Origin of the sequence: Paenibacillus sp. FSL M7-1455 (assembly GCF_038004655.1) — a bacterium.
GTDB lineage: Bacteria > Bacillota > Bacilli > Paenibacillales > Paenibacillaceae > Paenibacillus_AQ > Paenibacillus_AQ cookii.
Genome location: NZ_JBBORO010000001.1, coordinates 976,835 through 993,309, shown reverse-complemented (window position 1 = coordinate 993,309; position 16,475 = coordinate 976,835). Strand labels below are relative to the sequence as shown.

Genomic DNA, 16,475 nt, shown 5'->3' with positions numbered 1-16,475 from the left:
CTTTTATTGCTGATCTTTCGGCTTGCGCATCGTCAAACCGACGCGGCCTTTTTTCAAATCCACGTTCAGCACCCAAACCGTTACATTGTCCCCGACGGAGACGACGTCCATCGGATGTTTGACGTAACCTTCGCTCAGCTGCGAAATATGCACGAGCCCGTCGCTTTTGATGCCGATATCCACGAAGGCCCCGAAGTCGATCACGTTGCGCACGGTGCCCTGAAGCTCCATGCCCGGAGACAAATCCTCGATCTTCAGCACGTCCGTCCGGAAAATCGGCAGCGGCAGCTCCTCGCGCGGGTCGCGGCCCGGGCGCTGCAAGCTTTCCAAAATGTCGCGCAAGGTCGGCACGCCGACGTCAAGCGCTTCGGCGAGCTGGCCGACATGCTGCTGCGCCAGCAAATCCGACAGCTCCTGCGTGCCCAGCTTGTCCATGCCGATGCCCAGCTCCTTGAACAAACGATCGACCACCGGATACGATTCCGGGTGGATCGGCGTGCGGTCCAGCGGGTTCTCCCCGTCCGAAATCCGCAGGAAGCCGACGCATTGCTCATACGTTTTGGCGCCGAGGCGCGGCACGTTTTGCAGCTGTTTGCGGCTGATGAATTTGCCGTTCGAATCGCGGTATTTCACGATGTTTTTCGCCAGCGTCGCGTTGACCCCGGCCACGTAAGACAAAAGCGACGGCGAAGCCGTGTTGACGTCGACGCCGACGTGGTTGACGGCCGATTCCACGACCGCCTTCAGGCTTTCGTCCAGATGCTTTTGCGAGACGTCATGCTGGTATTGCCCGACGCCGATCGCTTTCGGCTCGATTTTGACCAGCTCCGCAAGCGGGTCTTGCACCCGGCGGGCAATGGAAACCGCGCTCCGTTCCGCTACGTCCAGGTCCGGGAACTCTTCCTGCGCCAGCTTCGAGGCCGAATATACGCTCGCGCCCGCCTCATTGACGATCAGGTACGCCAGGTTACGATCCTGCAGCTCCCCGATCACTTCCGCCACGAACTGCTCGGTTTCGCGCGAAGCGGTGCCGTTGCCGATGACGATCAGCTCGATCCCGTATTTGTTGATCAGCTCGCGGAATTTCTCCGCGGCTTCCTTTTTCTTGTTGTTCGGAGGCGTCGGATAGGTGACCGCCACCTCAAGCAGCTTGCCCGTCTCGTCGACGACGGCCAGCTTGCAGCCCGTCCGGTACGCCGGGTCTACGCCGAGCACGCATCTTCCTTTGACCGGCGGCTGCAGCAGCAGGCTGCGCAGGTTGCCGGAGAAGATGGAGATCGCTTGATTTTCCCCTTTTTCCGTAAGTTCCGCGCGGATTTCCCGTTCGATCGAAGGCGCGATGAGACGTTTGTACGCATCTTCAATGACCGCGGTCAGGAGGTTCTGCACGATGGACGGCCCCTTTACGGTCTGGCGCGCCATGAAATTGTGGATCGGCTCGGCCGATACCTCAAGCCCCACTTTGAGCACGTTTTCGCGTTCGCCCCGGTTGATCGCCAAAATCCGGTGAGGCGGCATCTTTTTGGCAAGCTCGCGGTAATTGTAATAGTTTTCGTACACCGATTCCTGCTCGGCATCCTTGGCTTCCGAGGTCAACATCGCATGATCCATCGTATAACGGCGGACCCAGGAGCGGATCGTCGCGTCGTCGGCCATGTTTTCCGCCAAAATGTCCATTGCGCCGGCAATGGCGTCGTCCGTGCTCTCCACGCCTTTTTCGGCATCCACGTATTTCGCGGCTTCCTGCTGGAGATCCCCCTGCTTCGGCTGCCCCATGATCCATTCCGCCAGCGGCTCCAGTCCCTTTTCCTTGGCGACGCTTGCCCGCGTTTTGCGCTTTTGCCGGTAAGGACGATATAAATCCTCCACTTCCTGCAGCTTGACTGCCTTCTCGATGGCCGTCTTCAGCTCGCCCGTCAGCTTGCCCTGCTCGTCGATGATCCGGATGACTTCGCGTTTCCGTTCCTCCAAATTGCGCAAATAGTGAACCCGTTCCTCGATATCGCGCAGCTGGTTTTCGTCGAGTTCCCCGGTCATTTCCTTGCGGTATCTGGCGATAAACGGAATGGTGTTCCCTTCGTCCAGAAGCTCGACCGTCGTGCGGATCTGCTTCAGCGAAAGCTGCAATTCCTTCGCGGTCTGCTGGATGATCCGTTCCTGTTCGATCGCCTTCTGTTCCTCCGTATTCATGTCGACAACTGCTTTTTCCGTCATATGAAATCCCTCTTTCCCGTTCAATTCGCTTGTTTCGGCGACAATTGCATCGTTCGTTCGTATATTTCGTTCGTTTAATGGCGCTTTTTATGCATTTATGGTTGTCATGTAAAATTTCGTTCTCCACCCGCATTACATGCAAGGCATGGAGCTTCAAGTTCCAAATTGGCGTAAAATCCCCGTAAAACGGTCTAAAAAATTTAGATATTTTTCTAAAAAGTAAAGCTAGGTTCTTGTATATTATCACAAACTTTTGCCTACATTTCCAGCGGACATCTTTGGAAGAGGCAAACAAGGATGGCAGATGCTTCTTTCAGGGGGCATTTATTCCCTTCATTCTGCCGGTTTCGTCGGCATTTGCATTAACGCTTTGTCAAAAATGCTCGGGTACGAGGCTTGTATTTTACAATCTTTTTACGCGGTCTTTCAAGGATTTGGGGCGGTGGAAACTTTCTCCACAAGGGAGAGCCGCCTAAGGAGGGACTTCGGAACTCAAAAAGACGCTCCCTCTAAAGTATGGGTCGCTGATGCAGCTCCAACGCCTTATTCCCTTCCCAGGCAAAACAGCCTGAAAAAAAACAGCCGCAAAAAAAATGAAAAAAGGCGGCCCCCCGGGCACGCCTTTTCACTGCACTATTCATGGTTAAAAGTCGATCAAGCTCAAGCTGATCTGCAGGGAATCATCCACCTTTTTCATCGTTTCCTCGTCCAGGTGGGTGATTTTGTCCGTCAGCCTTTGCTTGTCAATGGTTCGGATTTGCTCCAGCAATATGACAGAGTCCCTGTCAAAGCCATGCGAAGCCGCATCGATTTCGACATGCGTCGGCAGCTTGGCTTTCTGAATCTGGGCCGTAATCGCCGCTACGATGACCGTAGGACTGAAACGGTTGCCGATATCGTTTTGGATGACCAGCACCGGTCTTACTCCGCCTTGTTCAGAACCGACAACGGGTGACAGATCCGCAAAAAAAACGTCGCCGCGTTTTACGATCAATGTTTACACCCCGCTCACTAAGCGACCTAAAGTGCTGTCTGCATCTTCCTCCGCATGAAACGCCTCAGAGGCCATCGTCAAATTGATTTTGGCCATTTCCATGTAGCCGCGCTGCATGGACTCGCGAATATAACGCTTTTTCCGTTCCATCAGATACAGCTTCATGGCCTGCCTGATCAATTCGCTGCGGTTGGAATTTTCCATCGCAACGATGCCATCCACTTCCTGCAAAAGATGATCCGGCAAGCTGATCATAATTCGTTTGGTATTCTGCATATTAGCCACCTTTTCTTCCACCCCCACAACCTTCACACCCTTGTGCACCAGTATTACTTTATTCAAGGAAATTTATACAAAGGAATATATATGCCGAAGGTATATCAGGTATGCTGCATTCCATTATAAACTACAGCCGCGGTTTCCGTACAGACAATCTCGGCATAAATCCTTATTCGAGAAGCAGGCAAGTTATTCCTGCTACCTGTTTCGGAAAAGTCGGGCGGCCATTTTTTCCCTTTTATTCAGGGAGGAGGGAGTTGACCAATCGGACGTGATTTCCGCCGCGAACGTACAGGCGCGGTACCCGGCCCGCGATCATGCAGACGACCTCGTAGTTGATCGTGCCAAGCCAGGAAGCCAGCTCGTCGGCGGTGATGCTTGAGCCGGATTGGCTGCCGATCAGCACCACCTCTTCGCCGGCCCCGATCTCTTCCGCTTCTTTCCCGAAGGACTTGAGCGACACCATGCACTGGTCCATGCAGATCGTTCCGGCCACGGGCACGCGGCGCCCGCGGATCAGCACCTCCGCCTTGCCGCTCAGCATCCGGGAGTAACCGTCGGCATACCCGATCGGGAGCGTAGCGATCATTTCCTCTGCTTCTGTTACATATCTTGCGCCATAACTTACGCCCCAATGCGGGGGCAGCTTTTTGACCAACGAAATGTTGGTTTTCAGCGACATGACGGGGCGCAGAGCCACGCGCTGACGGTTGACCTCATCCGATGGGTACAGGCCGTATAGGCTGATCCCGATCCGTACCATGTTGAAGCTCAGCTCCGGCATGTCGATCGCGGTCGCGCTGTTTCCGGTATGGAGAATCGGGAGGCGGATGCCTTTTTGCTCCATGGCTGCAACGACGCCGGCAAACCGGCGGTATTGCACCTGCGTATAGCTTTTGTCCTCTTCGTCGGCTTTGGAAAAATGGGTGAACATCCCTTCGACTTCGGCCTGAGGCAAAGCCGCGGCCTCCTCGATGAAGGACACCGCGCCGTCCCCGGGCAGCAGCCCCAGGCGTCCCATGCCGCTGTCGATTTTGACGTGCACCTTGAGCGGCCGCTCCAGGCTTGCTTCCGGCAGGCGCCGGATCGCCTCAAGCACCTCGGGACTGAATACGGTCACCGTCACCCGATGCTCCCAGGCGGCCTGGATTCCTTCCGGGGGCGTATACCCCAGCACCAGCACCGGCGCCTGAATGCCTGCCCGGCGAAGCTGGATCGCCTCATCCAGAAAGGCGACGCTCAAATAGTCCGCGCCGGCTTGCTCCAGCGCTCTTGCCACTTCCACGGCACCATGGCCGTAAGCGTCCGCCTTGACGCAGGCCAGCAGCCGCATCCCTTCGGGAAGCGCATGCCGGAATGCTTTATAGTTCTCGATGAGATGATCCAAATTGATTTCCGCCCGTGTTGCTCTATATTGAACTTGCATTTTTTGCAGTCACCTTCTCTTACGTTTTACGCCAAGCTCGCTCATTAATCGTAATGTTCGAAAAGGCCACTGTCAATGAACCACGGCAGGGCGGTTTCGGGCATGTTTACCGTACCACACGGGCGTACCGATCCATCCCGCAAGCAAAAAAAGCGGATTCCCCTGCCGCAGAGCAGCTGCCCTGCAGCGGAGAATCCGCCCGCGTGAAGTTATTTTCCGGTCTGCTCCTGCAGCGACACGGCGATTTTTTTCATCTCGTCGAACGGCAGGTTGCTGCTCGTGATGCGGAATTCGATGCCTTCGTCGTTCATCCAGGTCAGCGTCTTTTGCTCGTCTTCGGTATAAAGCCCTGCCGTAAAGCCGAGATCGACGACATCTCCGGATGCCAGGGAGGATACGGCCAAGTCCGGGGAGCGCGATTCCATGATGGTATATTGATAAGTTCCGTCATAACGGAGAAGGACCGTATGGTTTGCGCTGTCCTCTATTTTGTGGACATCCTTCTGTTCAACGCCTTCCGGCATGTACACCGGCTCGATCGTTCCGAAGTCTCCGAGCACTGTTGGCGCCGCCGCGTTTTCGGCTCCCTGCGAATCGTCCGCGGAGATTGGATTTCCGTTCTCGTCCACTTCCGTCACCATGCCCAGCGTCGGATCGCCTGCGGACGCCATGTTCCGGTTCATGTCGAAGGAATCCTTTTCGAACTTGGCATCGAACTTGAAGTCGCTGAATTTCACTTCCACCATGACATGCGCTTCGGCGTCGGATACCTGGACCTGCTTCGGAGCGTAGTTGTCTTTGCTGAGCCAAATTTTTTGGCGAACCAGGGACGAGCTGTGGTAATTGGCCGCAACGTCGAATACATAAGCGTCTTTGTCCTCGGCGAACTGGCGGGTTTTGTCGCTCAAGATGCCCTGCACCAGGGATTGGTATAAGTAGACCTGCCCTTGGTTTTCGGGCCAGTCGCTCTTGAAACGGAAGCTTTTCTTCAGGCTGGGCGTCAGGACGAATACGCCGTCGTCATTGCGGAGAACGATCTGCGTCACGTCCTTTTGCGCGTTGGTCAGGCTGATCCGGTAGTAGGAAGGATTTTGGTACCAGACCTCAATGTCGTATTCCTGCGGTTTTTCGCCCGTATACAACGTCATTTTGCCCGTTCCTTTATAAGATCCCTCCTTGCTTTGCAGTGTGTCGGCCACATCGGTTAATCCTTTGACTACGGAAGCGGCGTCCTTTTTGCCGCACCCGGCAAATACGACGGTAACGCACAAGATCATGGCGAGTACCCATGACATCCGGCGCATGACATCATCCCCTTTAGCACATGTTTTACTTGATTGATACATGTCTATGAGGGACTTGTTCACATTATGCAGACTAGCCTGACAAGCACAGGGGGACAAGAATCTTTCCGAATGACCAACGGTCTATACCCATTTGATACCTCTATGGATCCGAATTCTCTCCTTACCGAGAGCAACTAAAAGTCCGATTGAACCAACCGGCCCTTCGCAAACCATTTCAGCCTTCAGCCGGTGCAAAAAACGGCCCCGTAAAGGACTTCATCCTGCGGGGCCGCACCACTTTATATGAAGAAAAGGGATATAGAATTATAGCGATGGGGTCGCTTGCGCCGCATTCGTTTTTTCCGGGGAAGCAAACCAGGATTGATCCACGTCATCGGCCGCAGGCAGCTTTCGCGTGACCGGGTCGAACATCCAATAGATGCCCACGCCCAGCACCGCGAGCCCGCAAACGGCAATGACGGCCGAGCTTGACGTCACGACGCCTGCGCTGCCGCCAAGCAAATTGCCCAGCGGCATCTCGATGCCGCTTAACCCGGAAGCCGCGGCAAAAACCGTTCCCATGTTTTTTTCCGGCACGCCTTTTTGAATGACCGTATTGATGATAACGTTGGTGACGCCTCCCGGGAACCAGGCCAGCCCATAAACCAAAACGACGAGCCACGTCCAACTGCTGAATACGCTCAGGCACCACGCGATTCCGGATAAGCAGAAGGCAGCGGCAAAAACAACGCCGAGACGAACCCTCTCCAGCTTCATATAAGGCGCGAGGAGGGCGCCAAGCAAACTGCCGCAAGCCCCGGCCATAAGCAGCATTCCATAGATCCCGGGCCCGCCCAGACCGTCAGCGAAAGCCGGCATGACCGTAAAAGTCGCCCCGCCCGCCGCGTTGATGACGATCACGCCGAGTTGGATGCGCGACAACGGCGTGGCCAGGATCAGCCGAATCCCTTCTTTCATGTCCGATACGTAATCCTTGAACGGGGTGCGACGGGTATTCGATTCCGAGGTTTTGTTTTCGGATATCTTTTGTTCGTTGTTATGCGAATCTTTTGGTGTTGTTTTGATTCTCAACTGCATAAACAGCAACGCCCCGATAAAGAAGCCGAGCGAGTTCCACAAATAAAGCGCAACCGCGCCGAGCAGGACAATGAGCGCCCCCGACACGGCGTTGCACGCAACGTCAATCCCTTGATACGCAAACGAAAACAAGGAGTTGCCCTGCGTCAGCTGCTTTTTATCCAGGATTTTCGGCAGCGCCGACATTTGCGCGGGATAAAACCACATGTTGATCGTCGTTAAGATCGGGGTAATCGCCAGCACCAGCCCAACCGTCAAAAAATCAAAATAATGCGCAAGGGGCACGACCAGCAGCAAAACCGCCTGAAACAGCTGGGAATATACCAGCAGGCCCCGCAGGGGCACGCGGTCGATCATGGGCCCCGAGAAGAGCTGAATGATTCTGGGCAAGATCGATAGAAAGCCGGCGATCCCGGTATAAAGCGTGGAGCCGCCAAGGCTGTACACCAGCCACATGGCCGCAACGGCATACAAACTGTCCCCGATATTCGTCAGGATCCGGCCGATGAACAGCAGCGTGAAATTACGATTCTTAAAAATCCCCATCCCATACACCCTTCCCGTTTGTCATTATTCATAACCCAAGCAACCCGATTTGGCCGGTTATTTTGCCGCCTCCGCCGAAATCACCCGAATTCCGATCGCATATTCCCGGCTGTTTTTCGCTTTCGATGCCGAGGTCTTCGCAACCCATGTTTCGAGCAGAGCCTTGAATTCGGCCGTCATTTCCTCGTGCTGCTCCGGAGTGAGCTGCATTCTCACGTTCATTTTCGTGCTGGATGCCGCTTGATAATCGTCTGCCAGCACCGGATCGACAAGCTGCGTTCCCTTGGTGTTGAACCACTTTGCCTTGGACTTATAATATTTCTCCACGATGCCCCCGACAGTCCGGGTCTCCACCAAATCGATCAATCCGCCGTCGTGCAATTTCTGAATATGATAGTGGATGCTTCCCGGCGATTCCCCAAGTTCATCGGCTACTTGCTTGGCCGTTTTCGGCGTCTCGACGATTGCTCCGATAATCTTCACCCGCTGGGCGCTCCCCAGCAATTTGGCCTGCTCCACCGAGATTTCAATGGATTGGTGCTCATTCTGATCCATAAACGCGACACTCCCGTTCTTTCAAATTTCGATCCAATTTAATCAATCATTCCACATTTATAATTCATTCTAATTTTTTAGATCGATAAGATGGCTTTATCATAACCCACCATTTTCCATTTGTAAATAGGCATATTTTCTTTTCGAAAAAAAATAAAGCACAACCGCAAGAAACGGTCGTACCTTGGATTTCCATGCTTTTCCGGTGGCCGGCCAACGACATGGACGTCATCGAAGAACAAAGGATATAACGCTCTTCGTCGCCCATATTTCATTAAGTTGGTTTCGTGTCCCTGTCAAAGGCAGGCCGACTGAAATATAGTATACGGAAGCCTACCAATATCCTTTAGGAGGGGAAAATTTTCATGAGAAAACATCCATGCAAATGCGATCCTAAACCGAAAAAGTTCAAGCGGTGTTTTAAGGAAGTCAAAGGCTGCGTCACTTACACAACCATTATCTATAAACCAAAAGTTAAAAAGTACCACGATCCGTTTTCCTGGTGTCACGAAATCCCGTGTAAGAAAGGCCACTGTAAACGGAGCCGGTGCCACGTCTGCAGACCCCATAAGAAAAAGCACCATTGGTGAGGCCATCGGGCGCATGTCCCGCATGACATCCTTCAGGCCGCCATCCAAGATGGCGGCTGCTATTTGAAAACGCTTCACAAGCCATCATGACACGATCGCGGCCATTCCGCCGCCCTTTGCCCATGCTTCCTGCCGATAGCGCAAAAGCAAAGACTGCCTCGTCATCAGCAGCATTTTCGGGACAAGCTTCGTAACCTGCCGCTTCGTGCGGGCTCCGCCTTCCGGGTGCAGAACCCGGAGCAGCAGGCGCAAATAATAGGTCGAGAACATCCGGAAGCTCTTGGACTTCAGCGGATGCAGCTCAAAGCCAAGCCCGTGGATCATCCCGCGGTGCAGCAGCGTAATGCCGGTCAGCGCTTTGACATGCGCTAGCCCGGGATCGGTTTCGAACGCCGCGCTGATCTCCTGCATCGATTTCCGCAGCATTCTGGCGGTCAGCAGCGCCGCACGGTCGGCCCCCACCTCCTTGGAGAGCCGGAGCACCTGCCGGTTGTCCAGATGAAGCTCCCCAACCCAATCGCCGGCGTGAATCCATTCTCCGGTATGGCATTCCAGGCTTTTTCCGTGATGCCTCTTCACCACAAGTTTGCAAATTCCATAGGTTTGAACGGAGGAACTCCGCCATTTCGTCATTTGGTCAAACACCGATTCCCAGGCCATCCATAACGACTGAACGCTTGCTTTTGAAAACGTAGCGAACATATTCAATAGGGTTCACGTCTTTCTGTTCAAGATTCGGTCTTCTGCAGCAGACCGCCTTTTTCCTCGAGGAATGGCTTCTATGTAACGTTTGACGGCCCGGATCGGCAAAACCATGCAAAAGAAAGAAAAAAAGTGCTTTTCGCTGTGGTTAATTTCCCGTCCCTTGCTCCGCCGCCGTCTTCGGCAAGGACCGATAGACGGAACCCGAGTGCACGATCCCGATGATTTCCTCCGCTACCGCCGTCATTTGCTTGCCGTCCGGACTGCCGTCGCAGGAATTCCACCGAAACTTCCGCTCGCCGCTGTTGATGTATACCGTCAGATCATACGCATCCCCCGCGGGGCCGCTGCAGGCAGCAGAGAGCTTTTTCCCGGTCAGGTAACCGGCAAGGACCAAGGCGCGGTATATTTTCTGGAGGTCCTTTTCCGGAATGGCGAAGTCGCTGACCGTTGCTGCGCCGTCGTCGAGGCTTTTCACAAGCTTCTGTTCCGCCGTATGGATTTCATTTTTCAAGCCGGGACCGTACTTCAGAACAAAATCGAAGCGGTCCTGCCTGCTCACGTCAAAATGAATCGTCAACAGCTCGACCTCCTCCCTTTCCCCTGCGCAGCCCGTAAGAACATACCGGATTTGCGTTTCCGTTTCCCCGCGGTTCATCCGGCCGCAGTCAAAGATCTGTACCGTGCCCGAACCGTATTCGTCCATCGTCGAATCCAGCCGCAGTTCGATCCGGCCGTTTTTGCGCGTGATATCATAGTACATGGGATCGCCTTCGATCGTGTACCGGATCAGCCGCTGCGTTCCCTCTTTTTCGTTCACGAAAGCATCCAGCCGTCCCAGGTTTTGGACCATCCCGTGCATGTCGACTACATCGGCGCCCTTGGATGTTTGGCCGTCTGCTCCCGGTTTCTCCGTATGGCGAGGCGTTTCTGGGGTTTTTTTGCCGTTTTGCGGCTCCTGCCGGTCGGAACAGCCGAAGATGAAGGCCAGCATAACGATGAGCATAAGCAAGCCGTACTTTTTCATGGAATTCCCCTCTTACTCGTGACGTTTTCCCTTCCTGACGTACCCGCTTGACAAAAGGTTTCAACACCGCCGATCCACGGGCCGAAGGCACAAAAAAAGGACCTTGGGAGCCTGAAGCATCCCGGTCCTCTATGATTAATTTTCCCTGGGCGGCACTTTCGGTACCAGCTTGTAAATGTCCCCGTTTTCAAAGGTATCGATCAGCCGGTCCAGCCACTCGTAATAAGCGAACGCATCCTGGAGCTTGGCTTTGTCTTTGCGCAGCATCTCCATCATTTCCGGATCTTCCGCGTATTCCTTCTCCATTTTATTGATTTCATCCGTCGCTTTGCGAAGGACCATCATGTTGGATTCCACGGACTTTCTCCATTTGATGTCAAAAAAGTCGGTAAACGTCTGGTACCAATCGTACTCCACTTCATACAGGTCTTTGCGCGAGCCTTTTTCCCAAACCTTGTTTACCATTTTCAGATCAAGAAGCGTGCGAACGCCCGTACTCATACTGGTTTTGCTCATCTTCATTTCGGCGCCCATCTCGTCCAGCGTCATCGGCTTGTCCGCAAAAAAAAGCAGGCCATAGAGATGTCCCGTAGATAAGGAAATGCCGTATAAGTCCATATTTCGCCCGATCGTTTCGATCACACGTTTGCGTATTTTGTCCAGCGCCGCATGCTGCGCTTCTTTGCCCGGGTCCAAGCCCATGCTTGCAACCTCCTTATAGTTCAGCCATTCTCTCGGGTGTTTTCCGTTAGATCACTCATCGCTTAGACGAAAATCCAGAGGCAACAACCTTCTTGGTCTATTGTAGAAAAACGCCTTTTAAAAGTAAAGAAGCCTCAGAAGCCGCATACGGGAGCATATGGGAGGAAATCTGAGGAATGGTTTGTACAGTTTTTTCTGTACGTTCTTTACATACTGTTAAAACGTTTGTTACGATATTGTTAGTTGTTGCATCGTTGCCACGGATTCCATCGGCGCTCTTTTTTTCTGCTGTTTAAAGGGCCGCCGATCCGAATCATGGGTTTTTGCAATTTTTGTGCTCTAACTGGTTTAAAGGGGGGATTCATTTGTCCATCTTACAGCTTCATAAGGTAAGCAAATTGTTCGGTCCCCACGCGGAGAGCTGCGTGGAGCTTCTCGAGCAAGGTTGGACCAAAGAAAGAATAGCCAAGGAGAAAAACGTTACGGTTGGCGTGAACCGGGTCAGCCTCGATATCGAGGCCGGCGAAATTTTCGTCATCATGGGATTGTCCGGCAGCGGCAAATCGACGCTTGTGCGGATGCTGAACCGCCTCATCGAGCCGACGTCCGGGGAAATCCTCGTGCATGGCAAAGATCTGATGAAAATGAACAAGGAGCAGCTGCGTACCGTCCGCCGCCAAACGATCAGCATGGTGTTCCAAAAGTTTGCGCTGTTTCCGCACCGCACCGTGCTTGAAAACGTGGAATACGGGCTTGAAATACAAAAAGCGGATAAACGCCAGCGGCGGGAAAAAGCGAAGCAATCGCTGGAGCTCGTCGGACTTGCGGGCTGGGAAAGCAAACGCCCGGACGAACTCAGCGGCGGGATGCAGCAGCGGGTCGGCCTGGCCAGGGCGCTTGCCAACGATCCCGAAATTCTGCTGATGGACGAAGCCTTCAGCGCGCTTGATCCGCTGATCCGGCGGGATATGCAGGATGAGCTCTTGGATCTGCAGGAGAAGATGAAAAAAACGATCATCTTCATTACGCATGATCTCGATGAAGCGCTCCGGATCGGAGACCGGATCGCGCTGATGAAAGACGGCGCCGTCGTGCAGGTCGGAACGCCGGAGGAAATTTTGACCCAACCGGCCAACGCCTATGTGGAACGTTTCGTGGAGGATGTCGACCTTTCGAAGGTGCTGACCGCATCCCATGTCATGCGCCGTCCGGAAACCATCATGGCCGACAGGGGACCGCGCGTCGCGCTGGAGCTGATGCGCGAACGCGGCATTTCCAACCTGTTCGTCGTCGACCGCGCCAAACGCCTGCTCGGCGTCATCACGGCGGAGGACGCTTCGGCCGCCATGCGCGGCGGACAGTCGCTGGAAGACATTCTGATCGTCGACGGGCCGCGCGTCCATCCGGACGTCGTCATGAACGAATTGTTCGAAATCACGAGCCTGTCCAAGGTGCCGCTGGCCGTCGTCGACGACGAAAATCGCCTTCTCGGCGTTATTGTCCGCGGAGCACTGCTTGGTGCCCTCGCCGGACAAAACCATCCGAAGGAGGTGATTCCGGATGCCGAAACTACCGCTGGATGAATGGATCGAGACGATCGTGGGCTGGATGGAAGATCATCTGACGTTTTTGTTCGACATGATCTCCGGCGCCATTGAAGGGATCGTCAATGCCTTTACCTGGGTGTTCATGCTGCCTCATCCTTTTCTTTTTATCGTTATTTTGGGCATCCTGGCCTTCCTGGTCGGGCGCTGGTCGCTGGCCCTGTTCTCCGTCATCGGCTTCCTGCTGATTTATGATTTGGGGTATTGGTCCCAAACGATGGATTCCTTAAGCCTCGTCATTACGGCCGCGCTGATTTCCGTCGTCGTCGGCATACCGATCGGGATTTGGTGCGCATACAGCAAAGGCGCTGCCCGGATCATCACGCCGCTGCTCGATTTCATGCAGACGATGCCGGCGTTCGTTTATTTGATCCCTGCCGTCACCTTCTTCAGCATCGGGGTCGTGCCGGGCGTCATCGCCTCCGTCATTTTTGCGATTCCGCCGACCATCCGCCTCACCATGCTGGGCATTCAGCAAGTGTCGGGCGAGTTGACGGAAGCCGCGGATGCCTTTGGCTCGACTTCGGGCCAGAAGCTGTTTAAGGTGCAGCTGCCGCTCGCGATGCCGACGCTGATGGCGGGCGTGAACCAGACGATCATGCTGTCGCTGTCCATGGTGGTCATCGCTTCGATGATCGGCGCGCAGGGGATCGGAGCGGAAGTATACCGCGCCGTTACCCAGCTGCAAATCGGCAAAGGTTTTGAAGCCGGACTGGTGATCGTTATTTTGGCTATCGTACTGGACCGTTTTACGCAACAGTTGTTCAAAAAATCCGATCGAAAAAGGGGAAGATAAGATGAAAAAACAAAGCAAATGGTTGATGCTGCTCGGTCTCGCCGGCGTGCTGACGCTTTCTGCCTGCAACAGCGGCAGCGGCGGCGCGGATAACGGCAATACGGAGAACGGAAGCTCCGCGGAATCCATCGGCAAGCAAGTCAATCACGAGATCATCGGCATCGACCCGGGCGCGGGCATCATGAAGGCCACCAGCAAAGCGATCGAGGAATACGGCTTGTCGGACTGGAAATTGATCGAAGGCTCCGGTGCGGCCATGACCGCGACGCTGGCCAAAGACATCAAAGCCAAAAAGCCCGTCATCATTACCGGCTGGACGCCGCACTGGATGTTCTCCAAATACGATCTGAAATATCTTGACGACCCGAAAAAGGTATACGGCGAAGCCGAAGAGATTCACACCGTGGCCCGCAAAGGCTTGAAAGAGGATGAGCCGACGGCCTACGAGTTTCTGGACCGTTTCGAATGGACGTCGGATGAAATGGGCGAAATCATGACCGCCATCGAAGAAGGCGCCAAACCCGAAGATGCGGCGAAAAAATGGGCCGAAGACCATCCCGACCGCGTAAACGAGTGGATCAAGGATCTGAAGCCGGTAAGCGGCAAGAAGCTGAAGCTCAGCTATGTGGCCTGGGATTCGGAAATCGCCAGCACCAATCTGCTCCAATATATCCTTCAAGAGAAGCTTGGTTACAAGGTAACGGCCTTGCAGGTCGAAGCCGGCCCGATGTGGACCGGAGTCGCCAACGGCGACGTGGACGCGACGGCCGCGGCTTGGCTGCCGCTGACCCACGCGGACTACATGGACAAATACAAGGATAAAGTCGATGACCTCGGCGCCAACATGACCGGCGTCAAAACCGGGCTTGTCGTGCCGTCCTACGTGGACATCCACTCGATTGAGGATTTGAAAAAATAAACGGGCTTTGCCTGATAAAAAAAAGCTTTAAAGCTGATGATGCCGTCCCAAAACAATTTGGGGCGGTTTTTTTGGCGGGGAAAAAACCAAACAGCCTCCGCGAATGCGGAGGCTGTTGCACATTTACGTTGCCCATAGGGGACCAGATGTTTTTTATGCATGATGTGCCGTTCTCGTTACTTTTTGCCGTTACCCTTCCCGTGGCCTTTTCCATTTCCGGGTCCATGGCTGTCTTCATGTTTGCCTTTGCTTTGGTTTTGTTCCGGTTGCTTTTTTTCGATGTTGATTTCTTTTCCGTTCGAGAATTTCACCGAAAGCTCGATCTCTTGGACGTCGCCCGGATTCACGTTAAGCACCGAGACCAGTTTGCTGAGGGCATCCTCGGGATTCGTCCGCTCGGTCATCGCCGCATCGCTCAGCCATTTTTCGATGGCCGCCGCGGCTGGTTTTCCTTCCAGCTTCTCTCGGGTTTGGCCGGACTTGCGCTCGAACTCCGCTTCGATCTTCCCTTTTTTGTTTTCGTATTCCATTTCCACTTCGCCCTGGCCGGTCAGCTTCATTTCAAGTCTCAATTGAACGACCGTTACCTTCGACGGCTCGCCCGGATGCGGTGCGGAATCTTTCCCGCCATCATTCGGCTTCTCATCGAGCAGGACGGCTTCTTGGACGATGTTGTCCAATACGACCAGCTGTACGGAGTCATGAACCGCCAATTGGTCTGCGCGGACATATTTGGTATGGTACGACACGAGCAGTTCGGACGAAATGCCGTAGGTGAACGATTGGTTCGCGTATGTAGCGATAGTCACGCTGCCGTTGACCGTGGCCGGGGTCGTGCCTTCCGTTTTGGATTGGTTGAATTCAATGTTCTGGATCACGCCGCTCACTTTAACCGCGCCGGCCTGATCGAGCAGACCGCCGTTCGTTCTGTCCAGCAAGGCAGCGATTTCGGCCCGGGTCACGTTTTTGTTCGGTTTGAACGTACCGTCCGGATAGCCGCTGATGATCCCCTTTTCGACCGCAACGTTCACATAACCGACGGAACCGGCAGGAATGGCAGCCGCATCCTTGAACGCCGGCGTCTTCGTCATTTCATGCAGTGCCTCGGACTGCAGCCCGAGCGACTTGACGAGCAACCCCGCAATCCATACGCGGCTTGCCGGCTTTTCAGGCTGCACCGCTTGCTCGGAAGCGTCGAACAAGCCGTTTTCCAGCGCCGCCAAAATATAACCCTTCGCCCAAGGATATTTTTTGCCGATCAGTTCGGCATCTTTGAAATGAAGCTTCGCATCCGGCTTCTGGGCTTTGGCCTGGTCTTCCAATCCGAGCAGCCGCACGGCCATGACGATCGCCTCTACCCGGGTGACCGGCTGATTCGGCCGGAAGGATCCGTCCTCGAACCCTTGAAGGACGTTTTTCGATTTCATTTTGGCGATGTAGGCTTCGGCCCAATCCGCATCCCCGATGTCGTTAAAGTCGTGGGCAAACGGCGGTTTGGCGCCTTTTGAATCCGCTTTCTTGCTGCTTGAAGCCGAGGTCATTCCGGCAAGGCCGACCGTCAAGATGATGACCAGCGCAAGCATGAGCAGGTTTCTTGCTGTTTTCAACGATAATTCAACTCCTTCGAATGGCGATTGCCTGATTCAGCCGGTGCTTCCGTGCCTCCATGCGCGGCCTGCGTTCCGGAGGACGGCTTTTCCGGCCGGTTTGATGGAATCTAATGTTGTTTATCGACAA

Annotated in this window: 14 protein-coding genes; 3 read left to right on the top strand and 11 right to left on the bottom strand. The window is 54.3% G+C overall.

Annotated features, from left to right (window positions below; translation table 11 throughout):
• Positions 1 to 3: 3 nt before the first annotated feature.
• The 10 genes from NYE48_RS04550 to NYE48_RS04505 all read right to left on the bottom strand — a co-directional run bounded on the left by NYE48_RS04550 (position 4) and on the right by NYE48_RS04505 (position 11,419).
• Positions 4 to 2,214: a Tex family protein gene (locus NYE48_RS04550; RefSeq protein ID WP_340997133.1), complete on the bottom strand. Its 2,211-nt coding sequence runs from the start codon at positions 2,212 to 2,214 to the stop codon at positions 4 to 6.
• A 643-nt stretch (positions 2,215 to 2,857) separates the two neighbouring features.
• Positions 2,858 to 3,208, bottom strand: a complete 351-nt coding sequence (locus NYE48_RS04545; RefSeq protein ID WP_036648300.1) for a type II toxin-antitoxin system PemK/MazF family toxin — start codon at positions 3,206 to 3,208, stop codon at positions 2,858 to 2,860.
• 3 nt (positions 3,209 to 3,211) lie between these two features.
• Positions 3,212 to 3,493: a CopG family ribbon-helix-helix protein gene (locus NYE48_RS04540; protein ID WP_036713120.1), complete on the bottom strand. Its 282-nt coding sequence runs from the start codon at positions 3,491 to 3,493 to the stop codon at positions 3,212 to 3,214.
• A 232-nt stretch (positions 3,494 to 3,725) separates the two neighbouring features.
• Positions 3,726 to 4,913: an alanine racemase gene (gene alr / locus NYE48_RS04535; RefSeq protein WP_340997129.1), complete on the bottom strand. Its 1,188-nt coding sequence runs from the start codon at positions 4,911 to 4,913 to the stop codon at positions 3,726 to 3,728.
• A 209-nt stretch (positions 4,914 to 5,122) separates the two neighbouring features.
• On the bottom strand, positions 5,123 to 6,217 hold the full coding sequence (locus NYE48_RS04530) for an outer membrane lipoprotein-sorting protein (protein WP_340997128.1): 1,095 nt from the start codon (positions 6,215 to 6,217) through the stop codon (positions 5,123 to 5,125).
• 306 nt (positions 6,218 to 6,523) lie between these two features.
• A complete protein-coding gene (locus tag NYE48_RS04525) occupies positions 6,524 to 7,843 on the bottom strand; it encodes an MFS transporter (RefSeq protein ID WP_340997126.1) in 1,320 nt (439 codons plus the stop codon).
• Between the two features lie 57 nt (positions 7,844 to 7,900).
• The gene (locus tag NYE48_RS04520; RefSeq protein ID WP_036713072.1) at positions 7,901 to 8,398 is read right to left on the bottom strand and encodes a winged helix-turn-helix domain-containing protein; all 498 of its coding nucleotides are present in this window, start codon (positions 8,396 to 8,398) and stop codon (positions 7,901 to 7,903) included.
• Positions 8,399 to 9,072: 674 nt separating this feature from the next.
• Positions 9,073 to 9,690 (bottom strand): YkoP family protein, encoded by a 618-nt coding sequence (locus tag NYE48_RS04515; protein WP_445324055.1) that lies wholly within the window; start codon positions 9,688 to 9,690, stop codon positions 9,073 to 9,075.
• A gap of 148 nt (positions 9,691 to 9,838) precedes the next feature.
• A complete protein-coding gene (locus NYE48_RS04510; RefSeq protein ID WP_340997123.1) occupies positions 9,839 to 10,717 on the bottom strand; it encodes a DUF4362 domain-containing protein in 879 nt (292 codons plus the stop codon).
• 135 nt (positions 10,718 to 10,852) lie between these two features.
• On the bottom strand, positions 10,853 to 11,419 hold the full coding sequence (locus tag NYE48_RS04505) for a GbsR/MarR family transcriptional regulator (RefSeq protein ID WP_036713066.1): 567 nt from the start codon (positions 11,417 to 11,419) through the stop codon (positions 10,853 to 10,855).
• A 365-nt stretch (positions 11,420 to 11,784) separates the two neighbouring features.
• Between NYE48_RS04505 and NYE48_RS04500 the strand changes: the two genes are divergently transcribed.
• From NYE48_RS04500 to NYE48_RS04490, 3 genes are read left to right on the top strand one after another with little or no spacing between them, the layout of a single operon-like run.
• Complete coding sequence (locus tag NYE48_RS04500) at positions 11,785 to 13,002, top strand: quaternary amine ABC transporter ATP-binding protein (RefSeq protein ID WP_340997120.1); 1,218 nt, start codon at positions 11,785 to 11,787, stop codon at positions 13,000 to 13,002.
• Entirely contained in the window at positions 12,980 to 13,819 is an 840-nt protein-coding gene (locus NYE48_RS04495) for an ABC transporter permease (RefSeq protein WP_339322232.1), read from the top strand. Before NYE48_RS04500 ends, NYE48_RS04495 begins: the two co-directional genes overlap by 23 nt.
• A 1-nt stretch (position 13,820) precedes the next feature.
• Complete coding sequence (locus NYE48_RS04490; RefSeq protein WP_340997119.1) at positions 13,821 to 14,738, top strand: glycine betaine ABC transporter substrate-binding protein; 918 nt, start codon at positions 13,821 to 13,823, stop codon at positions 14,736 to 14,738.
• Between the two features lie 176 nt (positions 14,739 to 14,914).
• Here the strand turns inward: NYE48_RS04490 and NYE48_RS04485 are convergent, their stop codons facing one another.
• Positions 14,915 to 16,345 (bottom strand): S-layer homology domain-containing protein, encoded by a 1,431-nt coding sequence (locus tag NYE48_RS04485; protein ID WP_340997117.1) that lies wholly within the window; start codon positions 16,343 to 16,345, stop codon positions 14,915 to 14,917.
• Between the last annotated feature and the right edge of the window lie 130 nt (positions 16,346 to 16,475).

What these genes read in the sequence shown, in the direction of transcription:
- NYE48_RS04510 (WP_340997123.1), bottom strand. Translation starts at nt 10,717, where the DNA reads ATGAAAAAGTACGGCTTGCTTATGCTCATCGTTATGCTGGCCTTCATC.
- NYE48_RS04525 (WP_340997126.1), bottom strand. Translation starts at nt 7,843, where the DNA reads ATGGGGATTTTTAAGAATCGTAATTTCACGCTGCTGTTCATCGGCCGG.
- NYE48_RS04505 (WP_036713066.1), bottom strand. Translation starts at nt 11,419, where the DNA reads ATGGGCTTGGACCCGGGCAAAGAAGCGCAGCATGCGGCGCTGGACAAA.
- NYE48_RS04520 (WP_036713072.1), bottom strand. Translation starts at nt 8,398, where the DNA reads ATGGATCAGAATGAGCACCAATCCATTGAAATCTCGGTGGAGCAGGCC.
- NYE48_RS04515 (WP_445324055.1), bottom strand. Translation starts at nt 9,690, where the DNA reads ATGTTCGCTACGTTTTCAAAAGCAAGCGTTCAGTCGTTATGGATGGCC.
- NYE48_RS04530 (WP_340997128.1), bottom strand. Translation starts at nt 6,217, where the DNA reads ATGCGCCGGATGTCATGGGTACTCGCCATGATCTTGTGCGTTACCGTC.
- NYE48_RS04495 (WP_339322232.1), top strand. Translation starts at nt 12,980, where the DNA reads ATGCCGAAACTACCGCTGGATGAATGGATCGAGACGATCGTGGGCTGG.
- alr (WP_340997129.1), bottom strand. Translation starts at nt 4,913, where the DNA reads ATGCAAGTTCAATATAGAGCAACACGGGCGGAAATCAATTTGGATCAT.
- NYE48_RS04550 (WP_340997133.1), bottom strand. Translation starts at nt 2,214, where the DNA reads ATGACGGAAAAAGCAGTTGTCGACATGAATACGGAGGAACAGAAGGCG.
- NYE48_RS04490 (WP_340997119.1), top strand. Translation starts at nt 13,821, where the DNA reads ATGAAAAAACAAAGCAAATGGTTGATGCTGCTCGGTCTCGCCGGCGTG.